21 protein-coding genes and 1 other annotated feature are annotated in these 18522 nt (G+C 35.2%); all 21 genes read left to right on the top strand.

The genetic code is table 11. The features are described 5' to 3' along the window. Positions 1-12 precede the first annotated feature (12 nt). The 21 genes from B5V89_RS04890 to B5V89_RS04790 all read left to right on the top strand — a co-directional run bounded on the left by B5V89_RS04890 (position 13) and on the right by B5V89_RS04790 (position 18209). Entirely contained in the window at positions 13-1473 is a 1461-nt protein-coding gene (locus tag B5V89_RS04890) for a UDP-N-acetylmuramoyl-L-alanyl-D-glutamate--2,6-diaminopimelate ligase (RefSeq protein ID WP_066230059.1), read from the top strand. Further along, a complete protein-coding gene (locus B5V89_RS04885; protein WP_066230062.1) occupies positions 1474-1917 on the top strand; it encodes a hypothetical protein in 444 nt (147 codons plus the stop codon). Position 1918: 1 nt separating this feature from the next. Next, complete coding sequence (mraY, locus tag B5V89_RS04880; RefSeq protein ID WP_108070694.1) at positions 1919-2893, top strand: phospho-N-acetylmuramoyl-pentapeptide-transferase; 975 nt, start codon at positions 1919-1921, stop codon at positions 2891-2893. Next, positions 2894-4249, top strand: coding sequence for a UDP-N-acetylmuramoyl-L-alanine--D-glutamate ligase (murD, locus tag B5V89_RS04875; protein WP_108070692.1), 1356 nt, complete (start codon positions 2894-2896; stop codon positions 4247-4249). A 112-nt stretch (positions 4250-4361) separates the two neighbouring features. Next, positions 4362-5432, top strand: a complete 1071-nt coding sequence (spoVE, locus tag B5V89_RS04870; RefSeq protein ID WP_373454647.1) for a stage V sporulation protein E — start codon at positions 4362-4364, stop codon at positions 5430-5432. 180 nt (positions 5433-5612) lie between these two features. Next, the gene (locus B5V89_RS04865) at positions 5613-6383 is read left to right on the top strand and encodes a cell division protein FtsQ/DivIB (protein ID WP_066230071.1); all 771 of its coding nucleotides are present in this window, start codon (positions 5613-5615) and stop codon (positions 6381-6383) included. Continuing rightward, positions 6373-7083, top strand: coding sequence for a DUF881 domain-containing protein (locus B5V89_RS04860; RefSeq protein ID WP_066230074.1), 711 nt, complete (start codon positions 6373-6375; stop codon positions 7081-7083). The genes B5V89_RS04865 and B5V89_RS04860 overlap by 11 nt, the downstream gene beginning before the upstream one ends. A 21-nt stretch (positions 7084-7104) precedes the next feature. Then, positions 7105-7815 (top strand): DUF881 domain-containing protein, encoded by a 711-nt coding sequence (locus B5V89_RS04855; protein ID WP_373454646.1) that lies wholly within the window; start codon positions 7105-7107, stop codon positions 7813-7815. Positions 7816-7879: 64 nt separating this feature from the next. Continuing rightward, positions 7880-8242, top strand: coding sequence for a small basic family protein (locus B5V89_RS04850; protein ID WP_066230077.1), 363 nt, complete (start codon positions 7880-7882; stop codon positions 8240-8242). A 138-nt stretch (positions 8243-8380) separates the two neighbouring features. After that, complete coding sequence (ftsA, locus tag B5V89_RS04845) at positions 8381-9664, top strand: cell division protein FtsA (RefSeq protein WP_066230079.1); 1284 nt, start codon at positions 8381-8383, stop codon at positions 9662-9664. A 123-nt stretch (positions 9665-9787) separates the two neighbouring features. After that, positions 9788-10930, top strand: coding sequence for a cell division protein FtsZ (ftsZ, locus tag B5V89_RS04840; protein ID WP_108070690.1), 1143 nt, complete (start codon positions 9788-9790; stop codon positions 10928-10930). A 288-nt stretch (positions 10931-11218) separates the two neighbouring features. Beyond that, positions 11219-12145: a sigma-E processing peptidase SpoIIGA gene (spoIIGA, locus tag B5V89_RS04835; RefSeq protein ID WP_108070688.1), complete on the top strand. Its 927-nt coding sequence runs from the start codon at positions 11219-11221 to the stop codon at positions 12143-12145. Between the two features lie 66 nt (positions 12146-12211). Continuing rightward, positions 12212-12931 (top strand): RNA polymerase sporulation sigma factor SigE, encoded by a 720-nt coding sequence (sigE, locus tag B5V89_RS04830; RefSeq protein WP_066230086.1) that lies wholly within the window; start codon positions 12212-12214, stop codon positions 12929-12931. Positions 12932-13072: 141 nt separating this feature from the next. After that, entirely contained in the window at positions 13073-13849 is a 777-nt protein-coding gene (gene sigG, locus B5V89_RS04825; RefSeq protein WP_066230088.1) for an RNA polymerase sporulation sigma factor SigG, read from the top strand. Between the two features lie 157 nt (positions 13850-14006). Beyond that, a complete protein-coding gene (locus B5V89_RS04820) occupies positions 14007-14282 on the top strand; it encodes a YlmC/YmxH family sporulation protein (protein ID WP_066230090.1) in 276 nt (91 codons plus the stop codon). A 159-nt stretch (positions 14283-14441) separates the two neighbouring features. Next, on the top strand, positions 14442-15269 hold the full coding sequence (gene pgeF / locus B5V89_RS04815; protein WP_107920581.1) for a peptidoglycan editing factor PgeF: 828 nt from the start codon (positions 14442-14444) through the stop codon (positions 15267-15269). Continuing rightward, the gene (locus B5V89_RS04810; RefSeq protein WP_066230096.1) at positions 15266-15934 is read left to right on the top strand and encodes a YggS family pyridoxal phosphate-dependent enzyme; all 669 of its coding nucleotides are present in this window, start codon (positions 15266-15268) and stop codon (positions 15932-15934) included. The genes pgeF and B5V89_RS04810 overlap by 4 nt, the downstream gene beginning before the upstream one ends. Positions 15935-15949: 15 nt before the next feature. Further along, the gene (locus B5V89_RS04805) at positions 15950-16387 is read left to right on the top strand and encodes a cell division protein SepF (RefSeq protein WP_066230099.1); all 438 of its coding nucleotides are present in this window, start codon (positions 15950-15952) and stop codon (positions 16385-16387) included. Positions 16388-16392: 5 nt separating this feature from the next. Beyond that, complete coding sequence (locus B5V89_RS04800) at positions 16393-16653, top strand: YggT family protein (protein WP_066230101.1); 261 nt, start codon at positions 16393-16395, stop codon at positions 16651-16653. Positions 16654-16707: 54 nt separating this feature from the next. Next, complete coding sequence (locus B5V89_RS04795; RefSeq protein ID WP_107920582.1) at positions 16708-17484, top strand: YlmH family RNA-binding protein; 777 nt, start codon at positions 16708-16710, stop codon at positions 17482-17484. Between the two features lie 218 nt (positions 17485-17702). Then, positions 17703-18209, top strand: a complete 507-nt coding sequence (locus B5V89_RS04790; protein ID WP_066230106.1) for a DivIVA domain-containing protein — start codon at positions 17703-17705, stop codon at positions 18207-18209. Between the two features lie 54 nt (positions 18210-18263). Continuing rightward, positions 18264-18499 (top strand) — a binding site (T-box leader). Positions 18500-18522 lie beyond the last annotated feature (23 nt).

Below are 18522 nucleotides of genomic sequence, written 5' to 3'. Positions count from 1 at the left end.
GAGGATTAAAAAATGAAATTACATACGTTACTTAAAGTATTGCCACTAATAAAACAACCAAATGAAAATCCGGAAGTTATCGAAATTGTTCAAGACAATCGGAAAGTAACAAAGGGATCATTATTTATTTGCATTAAAGGTCTTACAGTTGACGGACATACGTTTGCAAAAGAAGCCGAGGAAAAAGGTGCAGTAGCAATTGTCGCAGAGCATCCTGTTGATGTCACAATCCCTGTGATTATTGTGAAAAATACGAAAAGAGCTATGGCTATACTCGCAGATGCCTTTTATGAACAACCTACGAAAAAGCTACATTTAATTGGTATTACAGGAACAAATGGAAAAACAACAACAAGTCATTTAATTGACCAAATTTTTCGCGATGCGGGCAAAGTAACAGGACTGATCGGAACGATGTATATAAAAATGGCGGAGCAAATTCTGGATACAAAAAATACAACTCCTGATAGTATGACACTTCAAAAAACGTTTAAACAAATGGTTGATTTGAATGTGGATTCTGCTATTATGGAAGTTTCCTCTCATGCATTAGATCAAGGGCGAGTAATGGGGTGTGATTACGATATCGCTGTGTTCACGAATTTGACGCAAGATCATTTAGATTATCACCATACGATGGAAGAGTACCGAAGAGCAAAAAGCTTATTGTTTTCCCAACTAGGAAATACATATGATCACAATCGTCCGAAATTCGCTGTCCTAAATACGGATGACCCGGCTTCGGAAAAAATTCAAAAAGAAACGGCTGCACATATTATTAGCTATGGAATTGATCATGAAGCAGATTTTTATGCAAAAAACATTGAAATAAGTGCAAAAGGAACGACTTTTACACTGAAATCTCCAGAAGGAGAACATGTGCTGCATATTCAACTAATAGGAAAGTTTAGCATATATAATGTGTTGGCAGCTATTGCAGCTGCATATGTTTCTAATATTCCAATGGAACAAATTATCCATTCAATCGAATCAATTAAAGGGGTTGCCGGCAGATTTGAGTTAGTTCATGGTGGGCAGGATTTTCCAATTATTGTTGATTATTCACATACCCCGGACAGTCTTGAAAATGTCTTGAAAACAATTCAACATTTTGCCAAAAAACGTGTTTTTGTCATTGTTGGATGTGGTGGCGACAGGGATAAAACAAAGCGCCCTATTATGGCGCAAATCGCTTGTCAGTATGCTTCTGATCCAATCTTTACTTCCGATAATCCCCGAAGTGAAGATCCTGTCCAAATTTTAAAAGATATGGAGGCAGGTGTGACGGGAAAGAATTATCAAACGATTGTTGATCGTCGCGAAGCAATTTTTTATGGCATAAAACAAGCTAAAAGTGGGGACGTCGTTTTAATTGCTGGGAAAGGACACGAAACTTATCAACAAATTGGAGATCAAATTCTTGAGTTTGATGATCGTGTTGTAGCTTTAGAAGCGGTAAAGGAGAATGGATGAATGCTATCAATCAAAGATATTAATCATCTTTCAAATAGTATGAGGGGGATTAATCAGTCGAATATTACATTTGAACTAGTATCAATATTCTCAGACTTCCCTCAACCAAAAGGATTATTTATACCGATACATGATGCTAATTTGGATAAAGCAATTGAAAATGGAGCGATTGCGGCAATATGGAAGGAGAATGAACCACTTCCATCTTATACGCCAAACCATTTTCCAGTTTTTTTTGTCAAACAGCCTATTGCAACATTACTTACTTTATGTGAGGATTACAAGGGGAAATTAAATCAAAAAGAGTGTGAAACAATGACTAAATTTGCATTTTATTCACCTTCACTTCTGAACGGCTCGAAATACACATATGATATAGCTGTAGAAGATGAACGGTTAAAAGAAACGATAAAAAAATATATAGAAAAGAGTAGGAAGGGATAGAATGATGGAGCAAGCATTATTTTTTACAATTTTAATGGGATTCCTAATTACTGCACTACTTTCTCCTATTTTTATTCCTTTTTTAAGAAGATTAAAATTTGGGCAAAGTATTCGCGAGGAAGGGCCAAAATCGCACCAAAAGAAAACGGGAACACCTACTATGGGTGGAATAGTTATTCTTTTATCAATTATTATTACAACACTTATTATGACAGGGAAATTATCCGAACCGACGGTAAAAACTTATCTGCTTTTATTAGTTACTGTTGGCTTTGGCTTACTAGGGTTTTTAGATGATTTTATTAAAGTTGTCTTAAAAAGAAATTTAGGGCTAACTTCTAAGCAGAAGTTACTTGGACAAATTATCATATCAGTTATTTTTTATATTGTATTTCGTCAATTCAATTTTTCAACTGTGATTACAATACCTGGTATTGATTATTCATTCGATTTAGGATGGTTTTATTTAATTTTTATCATTTTTTGGCTAGTAGGATTTTCGAATGCAGTTAATTTAACAGATGGACTTGATGGTCTTGTTTCAGGTACTTGTGCGATTGCATTTGGAGCATTAGCAGTATTAGCATGGAATCAATCACAATTTGAAGTTGCTGTGTTTGCTGTTGCGGTTGTTGGTGCAGTATTAGGTTTCTTAGTGTTTAATGCACATCCAGCAAAAGTGTTTATGGGAGATACCGGATCATTGGCACTTGGAGGCGCCATTGCAACTATTGCAATTTTAACAAAGCTAGAAATTTTACTTATCATTATTGGTGGGGTTTTCGTTATTGAAACTTTATCTGTTATTTTACAAGTCATTTCTTTTAAAACAACGGGAAAAAGGATCTTTCGAATGAGTCCGTTACACCATCATTATGAATTAGGTGGTTGGTCAGAATGGAGAGTTGTTGTAACTTTTTGGACAGTAGGGTTATTATGCGCTATATTAGCGATTTATATTGAGGTGTGGTTGTAAGTGAAAAAGACGAATCAATATCAACATAAGAAAATATTAGTATTGGGACTCGCAAAGAGTGGGGTTAGTGCTGCCTCGCTTTTACATAGTTTAGGTGCTTTTGTTACCGTAAATGATTTTAAACCTCTTGATGAAAATCCGGAAGCTCAAGGGTTATTAGAGCAGGGGATAAAAGTTATTTGTGGAAGTCACCCGATCGAATTATTGGATGAGGGCTTTGAATTAATCGTAAAGAACCCGGGGATTCCCTATACGAATCCTTTAGTTGCTGGTGCAATTGATCGAGGGATTCCCGTCATAACCGAAGTGGAACTTGCTTACCAAGTTTCCGATGCACCGATCGTAGGCATTACAGGGACAAATGGGAAAACAACGACGACAACGTTAATTTTTAATATGCTACAGGCCGATAAAGAATTTCACCCGTTAATTGCAGGAAATATTGGAACGGTGGCATCAGAGGTAGCACAAAAGGCGACAGAAGATAATCAAATGGTCGTGGAATTGTCATCCTTTCAATTAATGGGAATACAATCATTTAAACCGCATATTGCAGTGATTACCAATATTTATGAAGCGCATCTAGATTATCATGGAACAAAACAAGAATATGCAAAGGCAAAAGCAAATATTACAAAAAATCAATCTGAAGAGGACTACTTAATCGTAAATGCTGATCAAGATGAATTAATTGAGCTAATTTCCTTTTCAAAAGCTAAATTAATTCCATTCTCAACAACTACAAATATTGCAAATGGTAGTTCAATTATAAACGGAATGGTTTCCTTTTTAGGCGAGGAAATCATGCCAAAGAGTGATATTACTTTACCAGGAGATCATAATTTGGAAAATATATTAGCAGCTGTAGCAGCAGCGAAGCTATTAGGTGTAAGTAATCAAGCGATTAGAAAAGTGTTAACTACCTTCAAAGGTGTGAAACATCGTACTCAATTTGTTGATGAAATTTTGGGAAGAAGATTTTTTAACGACTCTAAAGCAACAAATATTTTGGCAGCTCAAAGTGCATTAAATGCATTTAATGAACCTGTTATTTTGTTAGCGGGAGGACTTGATCGCGGGAATGGTTTTGATGAATTAATCCCAGCAATGAAAAATGTTAAAGCGATGATTACTTTTGGTCAAACTGCTAGTAAACTTGAGGAAGTTGCTCAAAAAGCGGGAATAGAAATCATTAAACGTGTCGATAATGTTGAGAAGGCAGTACCAGTAGCATTTGATTTGTCAAATCCCGGAGATGTTATTTTACTGTCACCTGCTTGTGCAAGTTGGGATCAATATAAAACTTTTGAAGTTCGCGGTGATATTTTTATTGATGCAGTGCATAAGCTAAAATAAGGGCTTGTCAAACTGCTTAAGGATGAACATCTTGAGATTGAACAAAAACGAGCTCTAATCTTTCACTCTCGAGGTGTTGACTTTGCCGGTTAAAAAATCGAATCCCGATTTTATGTTAATTATTGTTACACTCACATTGTTGACTGTTGGACTTATTATGGTTTATAGTGCTAGTGCGATTTGGGCCAATTTTAAATTTGATGACTCCTTCTTTTTTGCAAAACGACAGCTTTTATTTGCCGGGGTTGGTGTAATCGCTATGTTTTTTATTATGAATGTCGATTACTGGACATGGAGATCATGGGCAAAAGTCATTTTAATTGGCTGTTTCCTCTTATTGGTACTGGTGCTAATACCGGGGATTGGTATGGAGCGAAATGGTTCAAGGAGCTGGATTGGTGTTGGTGCCTTTTCTATTCAGCCTTCTGAATTCATAAAATTGGCAATGATTGCTTTTTTAGCCAAGTTTTTATCTGAACAACAAAAATATATAACGACAATTAAGAAAGGCTTACTTCCATCCTTATCTCTTGTATTCCTTGCATTTGGCATGATTATGTTACAACCGGATTTAGGAACGGGCACAGTAATGTTAGGAACATGTATTGTAATGATTTTTATTGCTGGTGCAAGAATATTCCATTTTGTCATTTTAGGTTTAATAGGTGTTGGTGGTTTCGTTGCCTTAATATTATCAGCTCCGTATCGTATGGCGAGAATTACCTCATTTTTAGATCCATGGCAAGACCCGCAAGGAACAGGATTTCAGATCATTCAGTCGCTTTTTGCCATTGGACCAGGTGGATTATTTGGACTAGGGTTAGGTGAAAGCAGGCAAAAATTCTTCTACTTACCTGAACCACAAACGGATTTTATTTTTGCTATATTGTCAGAAGAATTAGGGTTTATTGGCGGCACCTTTGTCCTTCTGCTGTTTTCCCTATTATTATGGAGAGGGATTCGAATCGCTCTAGGTGCACCAGATCTCTATGGCAGTTTCTTAGCAGTTGGGATCATATCGATGGTAGCCATCCAGGTTATGATAAACATTGGAGTTGTAACAGGCTTGATGCCTGTCACTGGGATTACTTTACCATTTTTAAGTTATGGTGGATCGTCCTTAACATTGATGCTAATGGCGATAGGGGTATTGCTAAATATTAGCAGATACGCACGATTATAAATAGCATAAGTCACAGTAAATACAAAACCCTTTTTTAAGGGTTTTGTTTACGTTTAGGACTTTTTATCTACAGTTATATTACAATCATATAATTATTCTTTTACTAGAGTTTAAACTGGTTTAGAATATAGTATGATAGAAACGAAAAAGATAAGAGAAATGAAAAAAGGGGGGTAAAATGTGCCAGATGGAAAAGTTGTCTCTTTAGAAGATCGAATTCCAAAACTTAAAGAACAGCGGAAAAGAAAAACAAATCGTCGTCTGATCCTTTTAATTTCTGTTTTCTTTTTGCTAATACTGTTAATTATCTACTTTCAATCCCCTCTTAGCCACGTGAATAAAATTAAAGTAGAAGGTAATAAAACAATTAGCGACGAGTCAATCATACAGAAATCGGGATTATCAAGAAGGACGAATGTATGGAAAGTGAATAAAGAGGAAACCGCTGCAAAGGTCGAATCAATTCCGGAAGTAAAGAAAGCTTCAGTTAAAATTGTTTTTCCGAATAGTATTGTTGTCAATATTACGGAACATGCTAAAATTGCCTACATATCTAACGGTAAAAAGCTTTTACCGGTTCTTGGAAATGGAAGTGTTCTAAACAAACAACAAGATGATATATTGACTAACATACCGATACTAACTAGTTTTAAAAAGGGAAAATTTTTAAACGAAATGGTAGACCAGCTTAAGCAATTACCTGATGAAATACTAAATTCAATTTCGGAAATTCACTATGATCCAAAAAAGACGGATAATTATCATATTACAATGTATATGAATGACGGCTTTGAAGTTTCAGCAACGATGAGAACATTAGCTAGCAAAATCATTTATTACCCTTCAATTGTTTCTCAACTGGATCCGAAAGAAAAAGGTATTATCGATTTGGAAGTGGGATCGGTTTTTAAATCTTTTAAAGCTAAGGGAAAAGACAAAAATGGCGAGTAGAAAATCAAAAGGAAAAAGTGTTATACTCGCTCTCGTCTGTATTGTGTTAGGTTTCATGCTTGCATTTTCCTATAAACTAGCAAACAAAGAACAATCAAGTAGTGAAAAACTAACAGATCCACAATTTGCAAGAGAAACAGAATTGAGAAAACAATTGATTAGACTAAAGCAAGATAATCGTTCATTGCAAAAGGAATTAGAAAAAAAACAAAGTACTGTTCGGACAATGGAAAAAGACTTGTCTAAGGAAGAACAAGTTTTTTTTAATCTTGCAGAAGATGCTGAGAAGTACAGAATGTATTTGGGTAAAGTCAAGGTTGCAGGAAAAGGTATAGATGTGACACTTGAAGATGGTGCATATGACCCGAAAAAGGAGAATGTCAATAGCTATATCGTGCATGATCATCATGTATTTAAAGTAATTAATGAGTTATATGTTTCCGGTGCCCAAGCAATAGCAATTAATGGCCAGAGAATTAACCATAATTCATATATCATTTGTAATGGCCCGGTAATTACCGTTGATGGTGTCCCTTTTCCGGAACCGTTTAAGATTTCGGCAATTGGCGATCCGGATGTACTGGCATCGGCATTGTCAATTACTGGTGGTATAAAGGACCAACTTGTAAACGATAATATTATCTTTACGGTAGAAAAAAAGGATCAAATACAAATCGGACCGATTTTTGGTGAATCTTAAAAGATGCAAAGGAGAAAAGGAGTGGGGTCAAAATTTACAATAAGTATGACATTGATTACTGTGATAATTGGATTCATGCTGGCCATCCAATTTCAAACAGTTAAAGAGCCGAAGGTGCGGGATACTAGAGATGTTTGGGCGTTAAGAGATGACTTAATTAAAGAACAGGAATTACAATCGAAATTACTTGAAGAGATTCGATCAAATGAAGAACGGATATCTAAGTATAAAACGAAAATAAAAGACAGCAAAGAAATGGCGTTAAAAGAGACACTCGAAGGATTAAAAAAAGAAGCGGGACAAACAGACATAAAAGGTCCAGGTCTTGTCATTACCGTTTCCATTTTAAAAGAAGCATTGTTGCTTGGGCAACCTGTCGCAGATGTTTCCCCAATGCTATTAAAACGTCTAGTAAACGATTTAAATATGTATGGTGCCGATCAAATTTCGATTGATGGAGAAAGATTGATTAATACAACAGTTATTCGTGATATAAATGGAAAAACAAAAATTAACGGTCATTCGATAAAAAAATATCCCTTTCAAATAAAAATTATTACTAAAAATATGGATGAGGCAAATAAATTGTATAACCGTATACAAGTGTCCCCGGTAATCGATGAATTTATTGTTGAAAACTTAAAAATCACGATTTCCAAGCCGAAAAAGTCACTTGTTATACCTGCTTTTGAAGATAGTATAGTAATAAAAGGGATGAAATCAATTGAATAACTTTGAAAAATGAGAAAACGATTCAACATGATCGAAAAATATTATCAAAAAGGAGAGATAAAATATGTGGCTGCCAATTTTTGGACTGATCTTGGGAGTAGTTTTAGGATTATTAACTGATATACGAATCCCTGATGAGTATGCCAATTATCTTTCCATTGCCGTTTTGGCGGCACTTGATACATTGTTTGGCGGCATCCGTGCTTACCTGCAAAATATATATGAAACCCTTGTTTTCGTTTCAGGTTTCTTTTTTAATATAATTCTTGCTGCAAGTTTAGCTTTTCTAGGAGTACATCTTGGTGTAGACTTATACTTAGCTGCAATTTTTGCATTTGGTGTAAGACTTTTTCAAAATATTGCAGTGATAAGACGAATTTTATTAGCGAAATGGACGACTAAACGTGAAAATGTGAAAAAAGTTTAAACTTTTTAAAGGGAAATCTTTTCTTATGACGAATTCTTTTATAAAATATATATCTTATAGATAGTAATTTCTGATATCCTATTAAAAAATTTAAATAATTTATTTTTTTATAATTTAGGCAAAGGGAGGTGCCAAAGTATGAACAACAATGACATATATGTAAGTCTTGACATCGGTACATCCACCGTTAAGGTAATAATTGGTGAAATGGTAGATGAATCTTTAAACATCATCGGTGTTGGGAATGTGAAATCTGAGGGAATTCGAAAAGGATCAATTGTTGACATAGATGAAACAGTTCATTCAATTAGAAAGGCTGTTGAACAGGCGGAAAGAATGATTGGCATGAATATAAATCATGTGATCGTTGGAATTGCAGGCAATCATGTAATGTTACAAAACTGTCATGGGGTTGTAGCTGTTTCAAGTGAAAATAGAGAAATATCTGATGAAGACGTGGCAAGGGTCATGGATGCCGCACAAGTCATTTCCATTCCTCCAGAACGTGAAATTATTAATGTGATCCCAAGACAATTTATCGTAGATGGTTTAGATGAAATCAATGATCCCCGTGGGATGATTGGTGTTCGTCTCGAAATGGAAGGCACCATTGTAACGGGTTCCAAAACAATTTTACATAATACATTAAGATGTGTTGAAAGAGCAGGTTTAGAAATTACCGAAATCGTCCTTCAACCACTAGCAGCCGGTGCTGTTGCACTATCGAAGGATGAAAAAAATCTTGGCACCGTTCTAGTAGATATTGGCGGTGGTTCAACTACCCTCGCTGTTTTTGAAAATGGCTATATTAAAGAAACAAGCGTTATGCCAATCGGTGGAGAACATATTACTAAAGATTTATCCATCGTGTTAAGAACCTCAACAGAAGATGCAGAACGAATTAAAGTGAAAAATGGACATGCATACAGTGTTGATGCTATGTCAGATGAGGTTTTTAGTGTGCCTATTATCGGTAGTGATCAACATCAACAATACAACCAATTAGAAATTTCTGATATTATAGAAGCTAGATTAGAAGAAATTTTTGATTTTGTTCTTCAAGAATTAAAACGTATGGGAATTATGGATTTACCTGGTGGTATCGTTTTAACTGGTGGTACCGTTAATCTTCCTGGGGTAATGGATCTTGCTACATCTGTATTCCAAAATCGCGTAAGAGTAGCGATTCCGGATTATATAGGTGTAAGGGAACCGCAATATACAACTGCAGTAGGATTAATTCAATACGCATATAAGAATGCTAGATTGCAAGGACGTAATGTCAGTGCATCATCTGTTCAACAAGAACATATTGAAAAAAAATCAGTTAAAAAACCGCAACCTAAACAAAAAAGTGAAAAACAACAAGACGAGAAAATTTCCACAAGAATGAAGAAATTCTTTGGCTACTTCTTTGAGTAATTAAAGAGGTAAGTAGAATATGTTTGATGAAAGAATAATTATTCGTTAAAAATTCTTCACAGACTTGCCGAGCCGTAGATATTAAGGTCTTGATGGAATATCGACGAATTAGGAGGATTTGTCATGCTGGAATTCGATACAAATTTAGATTCATTAGCGACGATAAAAGTAATTGGCGTAGGCGGTGGCGGTAATAATGCTGTGAACCGTATGATTGAACATGATGTTCAAGGTGTTGAATTTATAGCTGTTAATACTGATGCCCAAGCTCTAAACCTATCAAAAGCCGAAATAAAAATGCAAATTGGTGCAAAGCTTACTAGAGGTTTAGGTGCTGGTGCTAATCCGGAAGTTGGGAAAAAAGCAGCTGAAGAGAGTAAGGAACAAATTGAGGAAGCTCTTAGAGGAGCAGATATGGTATTTGTAACCGCCGGAATGGGTGGTGGAACTGGTACTGGAGCTGCACCTGTAATAGCGCAAATAGCAAAAGACTTAGGAGCATTAACTGTTGGTGTTGTTACTAGACCATTTACTTTCGAAGGTCGAAAACGTGCAACACAAGCAGCCGGTGGTATTGCTGCAATGAAAGAAGCGGTTGATACACTCATCGTAATCCCTAATGATCGCTTGTTGGAAATTGTTGACAAAAGCACACCGATGTTAGAGGCTTTCCGTGAAGCCGATAATGTATTACGTCAAGGTGTTCAAGGTATATCAGATTTAATTGCTACACCGGGACTAATCAACCTCGATTTTGCCGATGTTAAAACAATTATGACAAATAAGGGATCAGCCCTCATGGGAATTGGGATCGCTACTGGGGAAAACCGTGCGACTGAAGCAGCGAAAAAGGCAATTTCTTCTCCACTATTAGAAAAATCAATTGAAGGTGCCCAAGGCGTCTTGATGAACATTACAGGTGGGGTGAATTTAAGCTTGTATGAGGTTCAAGAGGCAGCTGATATTGTAGCATCTGCATCGGATCAGGAAGTAAATATGATATTTGGATCTGTCATTAACGATAGTTTAAAAGATGAAATTATCGTAACAGTTATTGCAACAGGCTTTAATGAGACGGCACCACAGCCTCAACAAACACGCCCTTCATTTGGAACAGGACAACCAAAACAAAATGTTGCTCAAACTGTGAAGCGCGAACCGAAACGTGAAGAAATTCAAGAGTCAGTTCGCAGCAATAATCAACATGCTGAAGATACGTTAGATATCCCAACATTTTTAAGAAATAGAAATCGCAGAAACCAATAATAATTACTAACCGGATAAGGAAACTTATCCGGTTTTATTTATTTTTGGCCACGACCCACTAAAAGCGAGTACAGGGCAGAAGAAATCAACAATCTGGTATAACCTTTTATTTTAAATAAAATTCCTCAATTTAAAAGTACAAACATTCCTTTGGTAAATCATATCTTTCATTTGACAAAATTCGTAATAAACATTGAAAACTTCTCTAATTTCACGCACAAAAAATGACACACTTTTAACGAGTATGTACGATACAATCAAACTACCACATCAAATGGGGGGATATAATTGGTTGTCTATATGGACGTTATATGGCTACTAAACTTACTTGTTGACTCGATGCTTCTGTGGTTGACAGCCATTATATTAAAACGTCGGATCTCTATATGGAGGATATTTATTGGAGGGTTTATTGGCTCATTACTCATTATTATGAGTCTTACACCATTTTCTTCTTATGCAGGTCATCCAATAGTGAAATTAGCATTTTCCATTTTAATAGTATACTCCACATTTGGGTTTAAACGTTTGAAGTATTTTTTTTCAAACCTCTTAACATTTTATTTTGTTACATTTTTGATTGGGGGATTGTTAATTGGAACCCATTATTTCATTCATTTTGACTTTCAATTAAAGAATTCGGTATTGCTTGCGAGTGTAAAAGGGTTTGGTGATCCTATTAGCTGGCTATTCGTCCTCTTTGGTTTGCCGATCGCATGGTACTTTTCAAAACAAAGAATTGAAGATTTTGAAATGGCGAATATTCAATATGATCAATTAGTTGACGTGAAAATAACAATAAACGGAATTTCTTTGCAATTAAAGGGGCTAATCGATAGTGGAAACCAATTATACGATCCGTTATCAAAACAGCCGGTAATGATTGTTTCGATACAGCATGCATTAGATCAGTTTCCGATAGAAATTAAGGAAATTACTGATCATTCAGATCGATTTCTTCAAGGAAAGACAACATTGCCTTCTGAATGGAGTGAAAAAATCCGCTTCATCCCAGCTAAAGTCGTCGGGAAAAGCAACCAATTATTATTAGCTTATAAACCAGACAATCTGATTATTGAGAAGGAATACGAAAGTTGGATCGTAAAGAAGGCGCTTATTTCTTTTACAAATCAACGTTTATCAAGTGATGACATGTTTCAATGTATTGTTCATCCAAAAATGTTAACTGGGATACCAATCCAATCCGCATCGTAACGAAAAGATTAAATAAGGTATTATTACTATACTCCTAACATCAATCATTTAGAAGGGGGACTAAACGTGAAAAATTTTCGAATAAAATTATCCTATTTTTGGTACAAAATTTTAATTAAACTGGGGATTAAAACAGATGAGATTTATTATATAGGCGGAAGTGAGGCGCTTCCTCCGCCGTTAACGAAAGAAGAAGAAGAAGTATTAATCGAGAAGCTTCCCAAAGGTGATATGGCAGCAAGATCGTTATTAATTGAGCGAAATTTACGATTAGTTGTCTATATTGCCCGAAAGTTTGAAAATACAGGCATAAATATTGAGGACCTGATCAGCATTGGAACAATTGGTCTTATCAAAGCGGTAAATACATTTAATCCTGAGAAAAAAATAAAACTGGCAACCTATGCATCCCGCTGTATTGAAAATGAAATATTAATGTATTTGCGCCGAAATAATAAAATTCGTTCGGAAGTATCTTTCGATGAACCGCTTAATATTGATTGGGACGGAAATGAATTATTACTATCCGATGTACTTGGAACAGAGGAGGATATTATCACGAAGGATCTTGAAGCAAATGTCGATAAAAAACTATTATTCAGTGCATTACATCAGTTAACACCTAGAGAGAAGCAAATAATGGAACTTCGCTTTGGCTTGCAAGGTGGAGAAGAGAAAACACAAAAGGACGTAGCTGATATGCTAGGGATTTCACAATCGTATATTTCACGACTTGAGAAAAGAATTATAAAAAGGTTAAAAAAGGAGTTTAATAAAATGGTTTAAAAAATTTTTTTTAAATAAAACCTTTTCGCATCAATAATTTTGCAAAGAAGAGGCCTTACTCAAATTTCTACCCATGCATAATTTTCCCACCCGCGGAGATACTTAATTTTGAACAGCAGCTCCTATGAGGAGGGAAATGACTTGAAGAGGAATAAAGTAGAAATTTGTGGGGTAGATACATCTAAACTTCCTGTGCTAAAAAACGAAGAGATGCGAGAATTATTGAAAAAAATGCATGAAGGTGATTTACATGCAAGAGAAAAACTTGTAAACGGCAATTTACGACTCGTATTAAGTGTAATCCAACGCTTTAATAATCGTGGTGAATATGTCGATGACCTCTTTCAGGTCGGTTGTATTGGACTTATGAAATCTATTGATAATTTTGATTTAAGTCAGAATGTAAGATTTTCAACTTATGCTGTACCGATGATTATAGGAGAAATAAGAAGATATTTGCGTGATAATAATCCAATTCGTGTCTCAAGGTCACTTCGTGATATAGCTTATAAAGCTCTCCAAGTACGTGAGAAACTAATGAGCAAAACTTCACGGGAACCTACAGCCGAAGAAATTGCTAAAGTATTGGAAGTACCCCATGAAGAAATTGTTTTTGCATTAGATGCCATCCAAGACCCTGTATCATTGTTTGAACCTATTTATAATGATGGAGGGGACCCTATTTATGTGATGGACCAACTTGGGGATGAAAAGAACCGCGATACACAATGGGTAGAAGAAATTGCTTTACAAGAGGGGTTGCGAAGATTAAATGATCGCGAAAAAATGATTATTCGTAAGCGTTTCTTTCAAGGAAAAACACAAATGGAAGTGGCGGAGGAAATTGGTATTTCCCAAGCGCAAGTATCTCGATTAGAAAAAGCGGCAATTAAACAAATGAATAAGAATATACAATAGGTGGACAAGTATCCTGGGAATTCACAGGATACTTGTCCATAATTTATTTCTATAACGAATCCAATAGTTTTCTTCTTAAAATGTCCTTCCAATGCATATACATGTATTATAATTTGTGCACTTGTTAATAAGCCATGACTTGATGGAGGGGTTATCAATGGTTCGTATTTCAGAATTTCAAGTAAAAGATGTAGTCAGTATATCGGACGGGCGGAAATTAGGAAACATCGGAGATATAGATATAAATTTGGATACCGGGAAAATTGATAGTATTATTGTAGGTGGGTCGGGAAAGGTTTTTGGCTTTTTCGGAAAAGATGAAGAATTTATTATACCTTGGAGCAATATTGTCAAAATCGGAGCGGATGTAATATTAGTTCGTTTCCGTGATCAAAACTATATGCAACAACAATTACAGGAACCTAAACAATAATAATATCTTTATTTATCAAGCTTATCTAATTGAAGGAGGGATAAGCTTCTTTTTTTTTAGTTTTTTAATTTAAGATGTAACTGAATTATAAAATGAACATAAGCTGAATTTATGATACACTATTAAAAAGAATCTTTCGGAAAATATAGGAGTAAATATATGTTTGAGCCATTTCAAAAAAAGGAAAAAGAATATTTTATTATAGAGAGCTGGAATCGACTAAATTCAAACTTAATTGCCGGATTTACAACGAAAAATGGCGGGAAGAGTAAAAATGAATTTCAAACGTTAAATTGTGGATTTCATGTTGGTGATGCATTAACTGATGTTCAGCAAAATCGTCAGTTATTATCTACAAAGCTTGATTTCGATATTAATAGCTGGGTTGGAGCGGAGCAAACGCACGGTTGTCGAATCGCGAAAGTAGGCGAATCTGAAGCAGGAAAAGGTGCTCTTGATTATGAAAGTAGTCTCCAAAATACAGATGGTCTTTATACTGAAGAAAAAAATACATTGCTAACACTGTGTTTTGCGGATTGTGTTCCTCTTTATTTTTTTGCTCCGGACTATAATATGATTGGTATTGCCCATGCAGGATGGAAAGGTACGGTTGATGGGATCGGTAAGAAAATGGTGGAAAAATGGACGAGTGAAGGAATAGCTGTACAACATATCCAAGCAGTCATTGGTCCTTCTATTTGCAAAGATTGTTATGTTGTTGATAACCGGGTAATTGCTAAAGTAAACAACTGGATGAAACCGAATATTGAAATGCCATATGAAGAAATAACTCCAGGGCAGTTTAAACTAGATTTAAAAAAATTGAATCAGTTTATCCTTGAATTATCGGGTATTCCCCCTGAAAATATTTATTTAACGAACTATTGTACAAGATGTGATCAAGATGAATTTTTTTCACATCGACGTGATTATGGAAAAACAGGAAGAATGTTAAGTTTTATTGGTTTGAAAGGAGCTTCTTCATGAAAGTGTCTGAAAATCTTTCAATTATTAAAGAAAATATTGATATCGCATGTAAAAAGTCTGGGAGAAATCCTGATGAAGTAACTATTATTGCAGTAACTAAATATGTAACGACTGAACGTGCGGAAGAAGCGGTAGAAACAGGTATTGTTAATTTAGGTGAAAATCGTGACACAGGTTTAATTGAAAAGTGGGATGCGCTTAAAGAACGTGCAATATGGCATTTTATTGGAACTCTCCAAACACGCAAAGTGAAAAATATTATTGATAAAGTAGCGTACATTCATTCTCTTGATCGACTGTCTTTAGCGGAAGAAATTAATAAAAGGGCTGAAAAGCAAATCTCCTGTTTCATTCAAGTAAATGTTTCTGGAGAAGATTCTAAACATGGTATTAATCCTGAAGATGTGATAAGTTTTATTCATAATTTAAAAAATTTAAATAAAATAAAAGTCGTTGGATTAATGACGATGGCACCTTTAACAGAGGATGAAGCAAGCATTCGTCGGTGCTTTCGTGGATTAAAAGAATTGCAAAATAAAGTCCAAGCCTTACAACTTGAGTATGCTCCATGTAATGAATTATCTATGGGAATGTCAAATGACTACACAATTGCTATTGAAGAAGGGGCGACTTTTGTAAGAATAGGTACATCATTAGTTGGATAAAATGGAGGTGTTCGTATGGGATTGAAAACGAAGTTGAAATCATTTTTTTTATTGGATGATGAATATGAATATACTGAAGACGAAAAGCTGGATAATGAAATGGAACCTGAGCAGTATCCAAAGACGCAACAACAAAAGCAAAATGTTGTCAGCTTACAAAGTGTTCAAAAATCTTCAAAAGTTATATTGGTTGAACCACGAGTTTATGCCGAGGCACAAGAAATTGCTGATCATTTAAAAAATAGACGGGCAGTAGTTGTGAATTTACAAAGGATTGATCGTGATCAAGCAAAACGAATTATCGATTTTTTAAGTGGAACTGTTTATGCTATTGGTGGAGATATTCAAAGAATTGGAACAGATATATTTTTGAGTACGCCAGATAATGTAGAAGTTTCGGGAAATATTACTGACTTAATTCAGCAAAATGATTTTGATTCGAGGTGGTCTTAAGTAGAATGGATATTTTGTTTGGAATTTTAATTAAAGCTATTGAGATTTATACATACATAATTATTATTTATATATTTATGTCATGGTTTAATGCGCAACAATCTTCAATTGGTCAAATGTTCGCACGCATATGTGAACCGTATTTAGAACAATTTCGTCGCATTATTCCACCATTTGGAATGATTGATTTTTCACCAATTATCGCTATTATTGTGTTAAATCTTGCTGGAAGAGGGGTAAGGGCACTATATTTTTGGATTATTTAGGTAGTGCCTACGAACCTTTATCTATTTTTGACTATTAACGTTTTAGGGGATTTTATGGATAATATTTATCAACATTTTAGACCGGAAGAGAAAGAATTTATTGATCAAGTTGTCAATTGGAAACAATATGTTGAAGACTGTTATGCACCAAAGCTAACCGATTTTTTAGATCCGAGACAAATTCATATTGTTCAATCGATTATTGGTATAGGACAACAGGTGAGGGTACATGTATTCGGAGGCCATGAGTTTTGTGAAAGAAAAAGGGTTCTACTCTATCCCGATTATTATACTCCCGCCGACGAAGACTTCCAAATTGCTTTATTTGAAATAAAATATCCTAGTAAATTTGTTACGATTACACACCGTCAAGTACTTGGCACCCTTATGTCTTTAGGAGTTAAAAGGGAAAAATTCGGGGACATCCTTATCGGTGGTCATCGGATCCAATTTTTCATTGTTAAAGAATTAAAAGATTATATAAAACTAGAATTTTGCCAGGTCGGGAAAATTTCGATCGAATTATTGGAAATGAATATGAATGAAATGATTTCAATAGGTGAAACATGGCATGAACAACAAACAACTGTTAGCTCTTTAAGATTAGATGCTGTTATATCATCAATTTATAACATTTCCAGACAGAAAGCCCAAACACTTATTCAACATGGACAAGTAAAAGTAAATTGGAGGATGACTGAGCAAACTTCGTTTATTTGTGATGAAGGTGATATGATCTCGGCAAGAGGTTATGGTAGAAGCAAAATTATTGTCATTGATGGCCAAACAAGAAAAGAAAAATGGCGAATACTGGTGGGCGTAATGAAATAATTTGATAAATTTGCAGGAAAATCCCCACAAACTGTCGAAAAAAAGTATAATAAGTTAAAAGCGGAAGTGCCTCTGTCAGCCCCGACAAGCAAATGTTCTAAACCAAAGGAAGTCCGCAATTTGTCTTCATTTGGTTTAGGTTATTTGACCTCGAGGGGCTAGGCACTGAAGCTGGATAAGAGAAAAGCGGAAGATTAAAACTTACTGGAGGTGGCAAGATGCCTTTAACACCATTGGATATACATAATAAGGAATTTAGTAAAGGCTTTCGCGGGTATGACGAAGATGAAGTGAACGAATTCCTTGATCAAGTCATCAAAGACTACGAGCTGATTATACGTGAAAAGAAAGAACTAGAAGAAAAGCTTTCTTCGCTAAATGAACGTCTAGGACATTTTACGAATATTGAAGAAACATTAAATAAATCTATCGTCGTTGCCCAGGAAGCAGCGGAGGAAGTCCGCGGTAATGCACAAAAAGAAGCAAAGCTGATTATTAGAGAATCTGAAAAAAATGCGGATCGTATAGTGAATGAAGCATTATCAAAAGCTCGGAAAATTGCCTTAGAAATTGAAGAGCTTAAAAAGCAATCAAAAGTATTTCGAACTCGTTTCAAAATGCTCATAGAAGCTCAATTAGATTTACTTAAGAATGATGATTGGGATAATTTAATGGAATTTGATATCGATGCTACAGAATTAAATATTGAAGAAGAAATTAAATAATCTTGAATCTTGACGAAATGAAATTGTATCACATATAATTTATATCAAATATATACACAAACGATGACAGGGACAGTACAATTGTTCAACGTCTTATTATAATAAGCGAACCAAGGATAGTGGAAGCTTGGTATAAGCGAATAATTGGAAAATCACCCTAGAGTTCTTGTATTGAACATCAAGTTGGTAAGTAGATACAAGCGATTCATTCACGATACGAATGTGTAAGTGGATATCCATTAATGATATCTATTAGGGTGGTACCGCGGGAAAGTCTTCTCGTCCCTTCCAGGGATGAGAAGGCTTTTTCTAT

Source organism: Heyndrickxia sporothermodurans (assembly GCF_003055045.1).
Classification (GTDB): domain Bacteria; phylum Bacillota; class Bacilli; order Bacillales; family Bacillaceae_C; genus Heyndrickxia; species Heyndrickxia sporothermodurans.
Note: the sequence above shows the minus strand (reverse complement) of the source record. Positions and strands in the feature narration are given on the sequence as shown.

Bases quoted from the DNA above. Each gene is read 5' to 3' on its own strand.
- B5V89_RS04890 (WP_066230059.1), top strand. From the start codon at position 13: ATGAAATTACATACGTTACTTAAAGTATTGCCACTAATAAAACAACCA.
- B5V89_RS04885 (WP_066230062.1), top strand. From the start codon at position 1,474: ATGCTATCAATCAAAGATATTAATCATCTTTCAAATAGTATGAGGGGG.
- mraY (WP_108070694.1), top strand. From the start codon at position 1,919: ATGATGGAGCAAGCATTATTTTTTACAATTTTAATGGGATTCCTAATT.
- spoVE (WP_373454647.1), top strand. From the start codon at position 4,362: ATGTTAATTATTGTTACACTCACATTGTTGACTGTTGGACTTATTATG.
- B5V89_RS04860 (WP_066230074.1), top strand. From the start codon at position 6,373: ATGGCGAGTAGAAAATCAAAAGGAAAAAGTGTTATACTCGCTCTCGTC.
- B5V89_RS04850 (WP_066230077.1), top strand. From the start codon at position 7,880: ATGTGGCTGCCAATTTTTGGACTGATCTTGGGAGTAGTTTTAGGATTA.
- ftsA (WP_066230079.1), top strand. From the start codon at position 8,381: ATGAACAACAATGACATATATGTAAGTCTTGACATCGGTACATCCACC.
- ftsZ (WP_108070690.1), top strand. From the start codon at position 9,788: ATGCTGGAATTCGATACAAATTTAGATTCATTAGCGACGATAAAAGTA.
- B5V89_RS04820 (WP_066230090.1), top strand. From the start codon at position 14,007: ATGGTTCGTATTTCAGAATTTCAAGTAAAAGATGTAGTCAGTATATCG.
- pgeF (WP_107920581.1), top strand. From the start codon at position 14,442: ATGTTTGAGCCATTTCAAAAAAAGGAAAAAGAATATTTTATTATAGAG.
- B5V89_RS04810 (WP_066230096.1), top strand. From the start codon at position 15,266: ATGAAAGTGTCTGAAAATCTTTCAATTATTAAAGAAAATATTGATATC.
- B5V89_RS04805 (WP_066230099.1), top strand. From the start codon at position 15,950: ATGGGATTGAAAACGAAGTTGAAATCATTTTTTTTATTGGATGATGAA.
- B5V89_RS04800 (WP_066230101.1), top strand. From the start codon at position 16,393: ATGGATATTTTGTTTGGAATTTTAATTAAAGCTATTGAGATTTATACA.
- B5V89_RS04795 (WP_107920582.1), top strand. From the start codon at position 16,708: ATGGATAATATTTATCAACATTTTAGACCGGAAGAGAAAGAATTTATT.
- B5V89_RS04790 (WP_066230106.1), top strand. From the start codon at position 17,703: ATGCCTTTAACACCATTGGATATACATAATAAGGAATTTAGTAAAGGC.